Source organism: Flavobacterium sp. RSP49, from assembly GCF_003968735.1.
In the GTDB taxonomy this organism is placed as follows: Bacteria; Bacteroidota; Bacteroidia; order Flavobacteriales; family Flavobacteriaceae; genus Flavobacterium.
The window spans coordinates 105,529-118,910 of record NZ_RYDN01000004.1; the positions used below are offsets into that span (position 1 = coordinate 105,529).

Here is a 13,382-nt window from a genome sequence, read left to right on the forward strand (position 1 = left end):
TTGTCTATTTTTGAGGAAATGTCAAATTCTCAAATGAAACACTTCGATTACATCTTTACCGGCACAGGATTATCGGCTTTGATGACCGTGTATAAAATGGTCCAATCTGGTAAATTCCGAGATAAAAGTATTTTGTTATTGGATGAAAATACCAAAAAAACCAACGACAGAACCTGGTGTTTTTGGAAAACTAGTGATTCGGTTTGGGAACAATCCATTTCCAAGAAATGGGATTCGGCTTTGTTTGCCAATTCAGATTTTCGACGAGATTTAGACTTGAAACCCTACCGCTACAATATGGTTAAAGGGCTGGATTTCTATAATCAGGTATTTGATCTGCTTTCAAAACAAGAAAACATCACGTTCATCAACCAGAAAGTTTTGGAAATCGAAGAATCTGAAACTATCATTCTGGTACAAACCGAAAGCGAATCCTTTTCCTGCTCGAAATTGTTTAATAGTATTTACAACAACAAAAAAGCAGAAAACCAGACAAAATATCCTGTTTTACAACAGCATTTTATAGGTTGGTTTATCAAAAGTGAGCAAGCTGTATTCAATCCCGAACAAGCTACTTTCATGGATTTTTCAGTGGAACAAAAAGGAAATACCCGTTTTATGTATGTGTTGCCTACTTCCAAAACTGAAGCTTTGCTGGAATACACGTTGTTTTCGCACAAACATTTAAAAACTGAGGAGTACGAAAACGAAATCCAGCAATACATCGAAAAACTTGGGATTACAAACTATGAAATCGTTGAAAAAGAACAAGGTAGTATTCCCATGACGTGTTATCCTTTTTGGAAAGCCAATACGAAAAACGCAATCAACATAGGAACTTCTGGCGGCTGGACGAAAGCCAGTACGGGCTATACTTTCAAAAATTCGGATAAAAAATCAACAGAATTGGTTGCCTTTCTACAAAGGGAAACCGACTTTACTAAGTTTCACAAAAGAACCAAATTCTGGTTGTACGATTTGCTTTTGCTAGACATCTTAGACCGAAAAAATGAATTGGGTTCTTCTATCTTTTCTTCGATGTTCAAAAAAGGAAATCCAACATTAATTTTTAAATTTCTGGATGAGGAAACTTCTTTTATTGAGGACATTACCGTTATTCTAAAATGTCCCAAAATCCTATTTATTAAAGCTATTTTTCATGTAGCTTTCAAAGCAATGAAATAGAAATCAAACTATAACAAAACTTTATAATTCAACTCCTATACTTGATTGTAAACTTTGTAACTTTGCAATTCAAAATTAGTATTGATTTAAAATAAAAAAGATATGTATCCAGAAGAAATGGTAAAACCAATGCAAGCCGAATTAACCGCTGCAGGTTTTCAAGATTTACATAGTGCTGAAGCAGTAGAAAACGCAATAAAATTAGAAGGAACAACACTTGTAGTTGTAAATTCGGTTTGTGGTTGTGCTGCCAGAAACGCACGTCCGGGGGCAAAAATGAGTTTGGATGGCGCTAAGAAACCAGACCATTTAATCACCGTTTTTGCAGGAGTTGACAAAGATGCAGTTGATGCCGCAAGACAACACATGTTCCCTTTTCCTCCATCATCGCCAAGTATGGCTTTGTTCAAAAACGGAGAATTAGTGCACATGTTAGAGCGTCATCACATTGAAGGTCGCCCAGCAGAATTAATTGCTGAAAACTTGAAAGACGCATTTAACGAGTATTGTTAAAATTTACATTTTAGAATATATTAACCCTTTCAGAGTTCTAAACTCTGAAAGGGTTTTTTATTTATAAACAACGTAAACTTTGTATAATTTTTTTATTTGGAGCTATTTCCAGCTATTCGCTACAATCTTTTTTTCCGCTAAAAAGCGGATAAAAAAGGATTTCCACTGCTATCTGGGCTAAAAGATATTTGGTGCTAGAAAAAGAGGTGTATATTTGATGTTGTTGCCAATAAAAAGAAATTTATACCTTTAAATCCTATGAAACAATATTTTACATTAATTTTTTTGCTCTCCCTAGCATCTTGTAATTCTATAGCAAAAGATACATCCCAAAAAATAAGTCTTAAGAATTATGCAGAAGAAGCCATGAAGGATTCGTTAATTGGAGCTAGCCCAATAGTAGTCATCTCAAAAGTATCGATCAAATTCTATTCAAAATTAGATGCAAATCATTATGTATTCTCAAAACTAAACAGAAAAGGTTTAGTCATTATTCCAAAAAATTCAGATGTGATTGAAGAAATTTTAGGAGCCGAAAGCAAATTAAATGGAGTAATCGTTTTTATGGAAGCACACGAACTAAAACCAGATTTTAATAAATTACGATATGTGCTAAATGGAAAAGAAATTAGAAAATCTGTATCAGATACGATTAACATGAAAAACATAAAAAGTTTTGTAGTAATTAAAAAACGGAATACCAATCAATGTGTTGCTTTTTTAAATACTAAATACTAAAATAATACTTTGAAATTTAGCTAAAAAAACTACACTACCATTCTTAATGAGAATGAATAATTTAAAGAAAACAATAAACTACTAATCATAAGTACAATCAAAATGTTAGTTTGAGCTTGAAATCAAAAAGAGAACATTAGGGTAAAATCAAAATATTTCAACGTCTGAACAATCAGAGATTCTTCGTTCCTCAGAATGACAAACTAAACGCAGTAAAATCAATCCGTTGTGTCTCCAAATCACTACCAAAATTTTCACTCTGACGAAGGAAGAGTCCATACAAGTTGCTCACAACACCGCGATTGCTCCGCCAGTTCGCTAGCGCTCGGGTCTTCGTTCCTCAGAATGACAAAAAACGCAACATATAACTGTAACCACAACTATCCTAGCCCAGATTGCAGCGGCATCCTCTTGTTGTAGCGATAGCGGAAACAAGAGATATAGCGGAAAGCTGGAAATAGCTCCAAAAAATTAAACCATTAAGACATTAAGGAAAATTAAGCGTCTATTGTCAATGATTGTGAACCTTAGTCCCTTCAAAACTTTGCCTCTCTGAACCTTTTTCCATACTTTTGCAAAAAATATATTTCTCAACTTAAAACTGTTTATAGCATGCAACTGTATAACACATTAAGCGCAGAGGAAAGAGGCATTATGATTGATGATGCCGGAAAACAACGTCTTACGCTGTCTTTCTATGCTTATGCGCAAATCTCAAATCCAACACAATTTCGTAACGAATTATTTTTGGCGTGGAACTCACTTGAAGTTTTGGGTCGGATTTATGTAGCCAGTGAGGGAATCAACGCCCAATTATCATTGCCTGCCGATAATTTTTACGCGTTCAAAGATTCAATTGAAGTTTATGATTTCATGAAAGGAATCCGATTAAATATTGCGGTAGAACAAGACGATCACTCGTTTTTGAAACTGACTGTAAAAGTGCGTGACAAAATTGTAGCTGACGGTTTAGTCGATGAAACTTTTGATGTGACGAATATCGGAATTCACCTAAAAGCAATGGAATTCAACGAACTTCTCGAAGATCCAAACACGATTGTAGTCGATATGCGAAATCATTACGAAAGTGAAATTGGACATTTCACCAAAGCTATAAAACCAGATGTGGATACTTTTCGGGAATCATTACCCATTATCGAAGAGCAGCTTACGGAACACAAACAAGACAAAAAAATATTGATGTATTGCACCGGAGGTATTCGCTGCGAAAAAGCCAGTGCTTATTTCAAACATAAAGGTTTTGAAAACGTGTACCAACTGGAAGGCGGAATTATTGAATACACACGTCAGGTAAAAGCAGAAAGTTTAGAAAGTAAATTTATTGGTAAAAACTTCGTATTTGATCACCGATTGGGCGAAAGAATCACAGACGATATTGTTTCGCAATGCCATCAATGTGGCGCACCTTGTGACGTACATACGAATTGCGTGAACGAAGGCTGTCATTTACTTTTTATCCAATGTGATTCTTGCAAGGAAAAAATGGAAGGTTGCTGTTCTACGGAATGTGTAATTGTGATTCATTTGCCGGAAGAAGAACAAAAAGCCATCCGCAGAGGAATTAAAAACGGAAATAAGATTTTCAAAAAAGGGAAATCAGACGTTTTGACTTTCAAAAATAATCAAGATCCATTAGCAGGAGTTCCGAATCTTAGTGAATTGGCTGAGTCAAAAATTGCTCGCAGAGTAGCTACCGTTCTCAAAAAAGAAATAAAGATCAAAAAACAATACATTGGAAAAGGAACTCACTTTTATCCAAAACCAAGTATTGGTCAGTTTCTAATTGAAGAAAACGAAATCAAAATTGGTGATACGATTCTGATTAAAGGCCTTACAACAGGCGAGCAAAAACTGGTAATCGAAGAAATGCTGGTGAACGATTTTGCACAAGAAAAAGCAGTTTCTGGAGACACTTGTACTTTTAAATTGCCATTCCGGATTCGATTGTCAGATAAATTATATAAAGTTGTAGATTAGTGGAAATTTAAAACTAATTGTATGCCACATTCCTTTAATAAATTATGGATTCATGCTGTTTGGGCAACCAAAAACAGAGGTGAATTAATTGACTTTTCAATAGAGAAACAAGTATACGACTATATCAGACAAGAATTAATTGAATTGGGATGTCCCGTACGAATCATTAATGGAATGCCCGATCATATTCACGCCTTATTTTTATTAAATCCACAAAAATCAATTGCAGATGTAATAAAACAAATTAAAGGGAGCTCGTCACATTCTATAAATGGAGAAAATTTAATGATTGAAAAATTTGCTTGGCAAACAGGTTATGCCGCTTATTCCGTTAGTGAATCTCAATTAGAAGCCGTTTATAATTACATAAAGAATCAAAAGCAACATCATTTAAAGAAAAATTCTCAAGATGAATTTGACGAATTTATAAAATTACATGGGTTAAGCCAAATTTGAAACCGTGGCTATCTTCAAAACACACACAACCATTAAACTATAGCCAACCGTTTCAACGGTTGGAGACATTCATGGGTCAATGTATTGTTCTTTACTTTACGTTGCCAACGGTTGAAACCGTGGGCTATGTTCTAAACAAACACATCTATTAAACCATAGCCAACCGTTTCAACGGTTGGAAAAATTCATGGGTCAATCTTTGAAAAATAATGTGTTGTTCTTTACGTTGCCAACGGTTGAAACCGTGGGCTATGTTCAAAAAACAAACAACCATTAAATTATAGCCAAACGTTTCAACGGTTGGAGACATTCATGAGAAAACCTTTGAAAAATAATGTATTGTTCTTTACTTTACGTTGCCAACGGTTGAAACCGTGGGCTATGTTCTAAACAAACACATCTATTAAACCATAGCCAACCGTTTCAACGGTTGGACGTTTCAACGGTTGGAGACATTCATGGGACAATCTTTGAAAAATAATGTATTGTTCTTTACTTTACGTTGCCAACGGTTGAAACCGTGGGCAATGTTCAAAAAACAAACAACCATTAAATTATAGCCAAACGTTTCAACGGTTGGAGACATTCATGGGACAATCTTTGAAAAATAATGTATTGTTCTTTACTTTACGTTGCCAACGGTTGAAACCGTGGGCTATGTTCTAAACACACAGCCATTAAACTACAACCAACCGTTTCAACGGTTGGAGACATTCATGAGAAAACCTTTGAAAAACAATGTGTTGTTCTTTACGTTGCCAACGGTTGAAACCGTGGGCTCTGTTCAAAAAACACACAACCATTAAACTACAACCAACCGTTTCAACGGTTGGAGACATTCATGAGAAAACCTTTGAAAAACAATGTATTGATCTTCACGTTGCCAACGGTTGAAACCGTGGGCTATGTTCTAAACAAACAACCATTAAACTACAACCAACCGTTTCAACGGTTGGAGAGATTCATGGGACAACCTTTGAAAAACAATGTGTTGTTCTTTACGTTGCCAACGGTTGAAACCGTAGGCTATGTTCTAAAAACACACAACCATTAAAATATAGCCAACCGTTGAAACGGCTGCAGACATTCATGAGATAAACTTTGAAGTCAAAATAGATATAAAATGCATCGTATCTTTATAAGAAAGAATTCAAAACTAACCCATTACAAACTAATTTGTAATGGGTTTTTTTATTGAAAATTTATGAGGCATTCGTGCTTTTATGCGTTGTGACGTAAAATTAAAAAATACTATCTTTACCAATTAAACGTTTTAAAAACATAAGTTGTGCTCGTCGCAACACTATATATAAAATTATGGCATGTACAAGTTGTTCAACTTCTGATGGTGGATCACCTAAAGGTTGTAAAAATAATGGGACTTGCGGCACCGACAGCTGCAATAAATTGACGGTTTTTGATTGGCTTTCTAATATGAGTCTGCCTAATGGTGACGCCCCTTTTGACTGTGTGGAAGTACGCTTCAAAAACGGCAGAAAAGAATTTTACCGCAATACAGAGAAATTAACGTTAAGCATGGGCGATATCGTGGCTACTGTTGCTTCTCCGGGACACGACATAGGAATTGTTACTTTGACAGGAGAATTAGTTAAAATTCAAATGAAGAAAAAAGGAGCCAATCACCTGGGCAACGAAATTCCGAAAATTTATAGAAAAGCATCCCAAAAAGACATTGATATTTGGTCTACAGCTCGCGAAAAAGAAGAGCCTATGAAGGTTCGTGCTCGGGAACTAGCGATTGCTCAAAAATTGGAAATGAAAATTTCGGATATTGAATTTCAAGGAGATGGATCTAAAGCTACTTTTTATTACACCGCAAATGACCGAATTGATTTTCGAGCATTAATTAAAGATTTTGCTAAAGAATTCAGTACCCGAATAGAAATGAAACAAGTAGGTTTCCGTCAGGAAGCAGCTCGTTTAGGCGGAATAGGTTCTTGCGGAAGAGAATTGTGTTGTTCGACTTGGCTGACGGATTTTAGAAGCGTAAATACCTCAGCGGCACGGTACCAACAACTGTCTTTGAATCCACAAAAACTAGCCGGACAATGCGGAAAATTGAAATGCTGTTTGAATTATGAATTGGATACGTACATGGATGCTTTGAAAGACTTCCCGGATTTTGAAACAAAATTGGTGACGGAAAAAGGAGATGCCATTTGCCAGAAACAAGATATTTTCAAAGGATTAATGTGGTTTGCCTACACCAATAATTTTGCAAATTGGCACGTATTGAAAATTGATCAAGTCCGAGAAATCATCGCTGAAAACAAACTGAAAAATAAAGTTTCTTCGCTAGAAGATTTTGCAATAGAAATCATTGCAGAACCAGAGAAAAACTTCAATAATGCAATGGGACAAGAAAGTTTAACTCGTTTTGATCAACCCAAAACGAAGAAAAAACCAAATAAAAAACGAAAACCGGGCGGTGAAAATGCAATTGTAGCAAACAGCAACAAACCTGTAAACAATACCCGTCAGACTCCAAATGACAAAAAGCCTGCGGAGCCAAGAAAACCTATAATTATTACTAAAAATGTGGATAAAAAATAGCGCTTTACTTCTTTTGGTAGTAATTCTATTCTGGTCGTGTGATAAAAAAAGGGTTTTTGATGACTATCAATCTATGGGTAGTGCGTGGCATAAAGACAGCATTGTAACGTTCCATTTACCAGAACTAGATTCCACAAAACGCTATAATTTGTTTGTGAATTTGAGAGCGAATAATGCGTATCAATACAACAATTTGTTCTTAATTGTAGCTTTAGAACTACCTAATGGTTTTACAAAAGTAGACACGCTCGAATACCAAATGGCTGATCCGGAGGGATTACTATTAGGGAATGGGTTTTCAGACATAAAAGAAAGCAAACTTTTTTATAAGGAAAATGTACGGTTTCGATCCAAATACACCGTTCATATTAAGCAAGCAGTCAGAGAAAACGGCAAAGTTCCTGGCGTGACGGCTTTAGACGGAATTACAGAGGTAGGTTTTAGAATAGAAAAAAAAGAATAAAATAGTATTATGGCTATCAAAAAAAACAACAGTCCCGCTAAAGATAATGACAAAGACATGGCTCATTACAAAAAGATTTTTTGGAAAATATTCTTTGTAGGGTTAGGAAGTCTTGCTTTATTTTTCCTGTTTGCTTCCTGGGGAATCTTCGGTTCGATGCCCTCTTTTGAAGATTTAGAAAATCCCGATTCTAATTTAGCGACTGAGATCATATCCGCTGACGGTGTGGTTTTAGGTAAATATTTCGAAAAAAACAGATCTCAATTAAAGTATTCTGACTTGCCAAAAAATTTGGTTCAAGCACTAATCGCAACGGAAGATGCTCGTTTTTATGAGCATTCCGGCATTGACGGAAGAGGTACTTTGAGAGCCATCTCGAGCTTAGGAACCAGCGGAGGAGCCAGTACCTTGACGCAGCAATTAGCCAAACAATTATTTCACGGAGAAGGATCTAAATTCCTGCCTTTTAGAATTGTACAAAAAATAAAAGAATGGATTATTGCCATCCGATTAGAAAGACAATACACTAAAAATGAAATTATTGCCATGTATTGTAATGTATACGATTTTGGAAACAATTCTGTCGGAGTTAGTTCAGCCGCAAAAACGTATTTTTCGAAAGAACCAAAGGATTTAACCATCAGCGAGTCGGCAATATTAGTGGGAATGTTTAAAAATTCTGGCCTTTACAATCCTGTGAGAAATCCACAAGGAGTGATAAACCGAAGAAATGTAGTGCTTCTGCAATTAGAAAAAGGAAAAATAATTTCAAAAGAAGAAAAAGAAAGACTGCAGGCTTTACCAATCACATTAAAGTTCAAATTACAAACGCACAAAGACGGAACAGCAACCTATTTCAGAGAATATTTAAGAGACTACCTAAAAAAATGGGCGGAGGAAAATAAAAAACCGGATGGTTCAGATTATGACATCTACAAAGATGGTCTAAAAATCTATACTACCATTGATTCCAGAATGCAACTGCATGCTGAAAAAGCAGTAACGGAGCACATGGCCAATCTTCAAGAAGAATTTTTCGAGCAATCCAAAACAAATAAAAATGCGCCATTTGTCAACATCTCTTCTGTAGAAACACAACGCATTTTAAGCCAAGCCATGAAATCCTCGAACAGATGGGCGGTATTAAAATCACTGGAAAAAACGGACGAAGAAATTATAGCATCCTTTAGCATAAAAACTAAAATGAGAGTCTTCTCTTGGAAAGGAGAAAAAGACACGATTATGACGCCATTGGATTCCATTCGGTATTACAAACATTTTTTACAATCCGGACTCATGGCGATGGAACCTCAAACGGGAAATATAAAAGCGTGGGTTGGAGGTATCGATTATAAGTATTTTCAATACGATCACGTAGGGCAGGGTGCCAGACAAGTTGGTTCCACTTTCAAGCCTTTTGTTTATGCTACAGCCATAGAACAATTGAATATGTCGCCTTGTGATTCCATTATTGATTCCCCTTTTATGATTAGAAAAGGACGTCATAATGTTACCGAAGATTGGGAACCAAAAAACTCCAACAACAGATATAGCGGAATGGTAACCCTAAAACGAGGATTGGCAAATTCCATCAATATTGTATCCGCAAAATTAATAGACCGAGTAGGTCCGGCAGCTGTAGTCGATTTAGCCCATAAATTAGGCATCAAATCAGAGATTCCGCTTCAGCCTTCCATTGCTTTGGGAGCCGTTGAAATAACCGTCGAAGATATGGTTGCTGCTTACAGCACCTTTGCCAATCAAGGCGTGTATATGAAACCCCAATTTATATCTCGAATCGAAGATAAAGGTGGCGTAATTATTTACGAACCCATCCCTGAATCACATGATGTTTTAAACAAAGACATCGCGTATGCCGTGATCAAATTATTAGAAGGCGTTACGGAAGGCGGGTCCGGAGATCGTTTGCGCACCACCGGCGGCGGAAACGGAGACAAACGCTGGACAGGATATCCCTATCAATTTAAAAATCCTATTGCAGGTAAAACAGGAACTACACAAAACCAATCTGACGGATGGTTTATGGGAATGGTTCCTAATCTTGTAACTGGAGTCTGGGTGGGTTGCGAGGACCGTTCTGCCCGTTTCAAAAGCATAACTTACGGACAAGGTGCCACAGCAGCACTGCCGGTTTGGGGTTATTTTATGAAACTTTGTTACGAAGATCCCGCTCTAAAAGTATCCAAAGCATCCTTTGAAAGACCCGCAAATCTATCCATAAAAGTAGACTGCTACACCGCTCCAAAAGTAATAGACACCACTAATATTGAACAAAATACCGATGAATTTGAATTGTAAAATTTTCATCTGGAGCTAATCCAGCCATCCGCTATATCTTTTAGTCTCCTTAAAAAAGGAGACTAAAAGGATGTCGCTTCTATCTGGGCTAGGCAATTTGTTCTTAAAATTAAATCTTGTTGTTATTAATACTACAAACAGATTGGGTTCTTCTTTAAATTAAAATTCGTCAACTAGCATTCAATTTTATGATTAACAAAAAAGTAAATAACGTTCATGAAGCCCTTCAAGGAATTGAAAACGGGATGACCATCATGCTGGGCGGTTTCGGATTATGCGGTATTCCAGAAAATTCCATCGCCGAATTAGTAAAAAAAGAAACTACGGATTTAACCTGTATCTCAAACAATGCAGGAGTAGATAATTTTGGCCTTGGATTGCTTTTGCAAAAACGCCAAATCAAAAAAATGATTTCTTCTTACGTAGGTGAAAATGCCGAATTTGAGAGTCAAATGCTATCTGGAGAACTCGATGTAGAATTAATCCCGCAAGGAACTCTTGCAGAACGTTGTCGTTCGGCACAAGCAGGAATTCCAGCTTTTTTCACCCCTGCCGGTTATGGAACTGAAGTAGCCGAAGGGAAGGAAGCACGGGAATTCAACGGAAAAATGCATCTTATGGAATACGCTTTCAAAGCTGATTTCGCCATCGTAAAAGCGTGGAAAGGTGATGAAGCCGGTAACCTAGTTTTCAAAGGAACCGCACGAAACTTTAATCCTTGTATGGCCGGAGCAGCAAAAATAACCATCGCCGAAGTAGAAGAATTGTTGCCTGTAGGTAGTTTCGATCCAAACGAAATTCATATTCCAGGAATACTTGTAAATAGAATTTTTCAAGGTATGAAATATGAAAAAAGAATTGAACAAAGAACCGTGAGAAAAATTTTCTGATTATGGCTTTAGATAAAAATCAAATTGCAAAACGCATTGCAAAAGAATTAAAACACAACTACTATGTGAATCTCGGAATCGGGATTCCAACATTAGTTGCTAATTATGTCCCAGAAGGAATTGACGTTGAATTTCAAAGTGAAAACGGAATTCTCGGTATGGGTCCATTCCCTTTTGAAGGCGATGAAGACGCTGATTTAATCAACGCCGGAAAACAAACCATAACTACTTTGCCTGGAGCCAGTTTCTTCGACTCCGCATTCAGTTTTGGAATGATTCGGGGACAACATGTTGACTTAACAATCCTTGGTGCAATGGAAGTTTCCGAAAATGGTGATATTGCCAACTGGAAAATTCCTGGTAAAATGGTCAAAGGAATGGGTGGCGCAATGGATTTAGTGGCTTCTGCCGAGAATATTATTGTAGCCATGATGCACGTTAACAAAGCTGGCGAATCTAAAATACTTAAAAAATGTACCTTGCCTTTAACAGGTGTTGGCTGTGTTAAAAAAATAGTAACTGAATTAGCCGTTTTAGAAGTAACCCCTCAAGGTTTCAAACTCTTGGAACGCGCACCGGGTGTAACTGTAGAACATATTATCGCTTCTACGGAAGCTGATTTAATTATTGAAGGTGATGTTCCGGAGATGGTTATTGATTAACAACTGCTCTTAAAATACACAAAAACCGCAATCTCAATACTATTTGAGATTGTGGTTTTTTTTATACTTCGATTTGCGATTACATCCATGAATCAAATCGCTTCAAAATTCTTATTTTTAAAAGAACCAAGTCGCCACAAAAATAGCCGTAATCACACAAATCAAATCGACTATAAGCATCGTTCCTAATGCATAACGCGTATTTTTAATATTTACGGAACCAAAATAAACGGCTATCACATAGAAAGTACTTTCGGCACTACATTGAAAAATACTACTCAATCTTGCCGTTAAGGAATCAGCACCAAAAGTATTCATTGAGTCAATCAAAAATCCTCTTGATCCTGCAGAACTAAAGGGACGAAGCAACGCAACTGGTAAGGCATCCGTGATTTGCTTGCTAACACCCATATTTGAGAAAATAAAAGCGATCCAATTGCTAATAATTTCAAATAAACCACTGTTTCTAAATAAAGAAATGGCAACCAACATTCCCAATACATAAGGAAAAATAGTTACTCCAGTTTTCACACCATTGTTTGCCCCTACTACAAAAGAATCAAAAACTGTAGTACTTGCGACCGTAAACTTCTTCTCATTTATAAAGGAGAAAATCAGGGTAAAAGCAATAATTCCAATTAATATTAAAGCAGAAAGATTAGCCGTAAAATAGTTTTTCCCGATTAAATCTAAATGGTTTACATACATCAACAAACCAACAATTGCAGCTATTAAAACCATCAATACAATCACTAGAGAAGCACTTTTGAAATTGATTTTTTGCTTCACTCCAACAATTAGAAATGCTGCAATAGTTCCTATAAAAGAAGTGATAATACAAGGTAACATCACATCCGCCGGATTGCTGGCATTAGCCGCAGCACGATACCCTATAATAGAGGTTGCAATCAAAGTAAGACCCGAAGCATGCAAACACATAAACATAATTTGTGCATCACTGGCCTTGTCTTTATCAGGATTTATTTCTTGCAAGCTCTCCATGGCTTTAAGACCAAAAGGAGTTGCAGCAGAATCTAATCCTAAGAAATTAGCAGCAAAATTTAAGGTCATATAGGAAATGGAAGGATGATTTTTAGGAATACTAGGAAACACTTTTACAAAAACTGGACTCAATGCTTTCGCTAACTTTCCAGAAGCTCCGGAAATGATTAAAAGCTCCATTAATCCACAGAAAAAGGCCAAGTAAGCCATCAACGGAAGGACTAAATCAAGCAAAGTACTTTTGCACGTTGGCAGTAAACCATCTGATTTTTGAACGCCACTGTATATTTTTACGGTTTTGTTTTTATAAACATAAGTCGTATCCGCATTTAGCGTATCACGATTAATTATCATGGTTTGTTCGGGTGCTTTTTTGATGCTGTCTTTAATAAAGGCAGGAAGTTCTTCGGGAAATTTCTCCGAAACCAGAATTGGATCATCTTTCTTTCCGTTCAAAACGTGGTCAATAGTATAACTGTCTCCCGAAAACAAGCTAAACACTACAAATACAATTGCTGAAATAAAAATGACCAACCAAAATCTACTCAATACCATAATCTATAATTTTTGTAAATGTAATTA

12 protein-coding genes are annotated in these 13,382 nt (G+C 36.4%); 11 read left to right on the forward strand and 1 reads right to left on the reverse strand.

Translation table 11 applies throughout. The features are described from left to right. The first annotated feature begins 33 nt into the window (after positions 1 to 33). The 11 genes from EKM02_RS03685 to EKM02_RS03735 all read left to right on the forward strand — a co-directional run bounded on the left by EKM02_RS03685 (position 34) and on the right by EKM02_RS03735 (position 11,798). Positions 34 to 1,185 (forward strand): lycopene cyclase family protein, encoded by a 1,152-nt coding sequence (locus tag EKM02_RS03685; protein WP_126452201.1) that lies wholly within the window; start codon positions 34 to 36, stop codon positions 1,183 to 1,185. 102 nt (positions 1,186 to 1,287) lie between these two features. Next, the gene (locus EKM02_RS03690) at positions 1,288 to 1,698 is read left to right on the forward strand and encodes a BrxA/BrxB family bacilliredoxin (protein WP_126452203.1); all 411 of its coding nucleotides are present in this window, start codon (positions 1,288 to 1,290) and stop codon (positions 1,696 to 1,698) included. Between the two features lie 258 nt (positions 1,699 to 1,956). Next, a complete protein-coding gene (locus tag EKM02_RS03695; RefSeq protein ID WP_126452205.1) occupies positions 1,957 to 2,436 on the forward strand; it encodes a hypothetical protein in 480 nt (159 codons plus the stop codon). Positions 2,437 to 3,048: 612 nt separating this feature from the next. Continuing rightward, positions 3,049 to 4,434, forward strand: a complete 1,386-nt coding sequence (locus EKM02_RS03700; protein ID WP_126452207.1) for a rhodanese-related sulfurtransferase — start codon at positions 3,049 to 3,051, stop codon at positions 4,432 to 4,434. 21 nt (positions 4,435 to 4,455) lie between these two features. Next, complete coding sequence (gene tnpA, locus EKM02_RS03705; protein ID WP_126452209.1) at positions 4,456 to 4,890, forward strand: IS200/IS605 family transposase; 435 nt, start codon at positions 4,456 to 4,458, stop codon at positions 4,888 to 4,890. Between the two features lie 841 nt (positions 4,891 to 5,731). Next, positions 5,732 to 5,944 (forward strand): hypothetical protein, encoded by a 213-nt coding sequence (locus EKM02_RS03710; RefSeq protein ID WP_126452211.1) that lies wholly within the window; start codon positions 5,732 to 5,734, stop codon positions 5,942 to 5,944. A gap of 263 nt (positions 5,945 to 6,207) precedes the next feature. Beyond that, positions 6,208 to 7,464: a stage 0 sporulation family protein gene (locus EKM02_RS03715; protein WP_126452213.1), complete on the forward strand. Its 1,257-nt coding sequence runs from the start codon at positions 6,208 to 6,210 to the stop codon at positions 7,462 to 7,464. Next, positions 7,448 to 7,927 carry a gliding motility lipoprotein GldH gene (locus tag EKM02_RS03720; protein WP_126452215.1) on the forward strand — a complete coding sequence of 160 codons (480 nt, stop codon included), beginning with the start codon at positions 7,448 to 7,450 and terminating at the stop codon, positions 7,925 to 7,927. Before EKM02_RS03715 ends, EKM02_RS03720 begins: the two co-directional genes overlap by 17 nt. 9 nt (positions 7,928 to 7,936) lie before the next feature. Continuing rightward, positions 7,937 to 10,246 carry a penicillin-binding protein 1A gene (locus EKM02_RS03725; RefSeq protein ID WP_126452217.1) on the forward strand — a complete coding sequence of 770 codons (2,310 nt, stop codon included), beginning with the start codon at positions 7,937 to 7,939 and terminating at the stop codon, positions 10,244 to 10,246. Between the two features lie 188 nt (positions 10,247 to 10,434). Next, entirely contained in the window at positions 10,435 to 11,136 is a 702-nt protein-coding gene (locus EKM02_RS03730; RefSeq protein ID WP_126452219.1) for a CoA transferase subunit A, read from the forward strand. A 2-nt stretch (positions 11,137 to 11,138) separates the two neighbouring features. Then, the gene (locus tag EKM02_RS03735; RefSeq protein ID WP_126452221.1) at positions 11,139 to 11,798 is read left to right on the forward strand and encodes a CoA transferase subunit B; all 660 of its coding nucleotides are present in this window, start codon (positions 11,139 to 11,141) and stop codon (positions 11,796 to 11,798) included. A 117-nt stretch (positions 11,799 to 11,915) separates the two neighbouring features. On the opposite strand, the gene EKM02_RS03740 is transcribed toward EKM02_RS03735, so the two are convergent. Continuing rightward, positions 11,916 to 13,355: a nucleoside recognition domain-containing protein gene (locus tag EKM02_RS03740; protein WP_126452223.1), complete on the reverse strand. Its 1,440-nt coding sequence runs from the start codon at positions 13,353 to 13,355 to the stop codon at positions 11,916 to 11,918. Positions 13,356 to 13,382 lie beyond the last annotated feature (27 nt).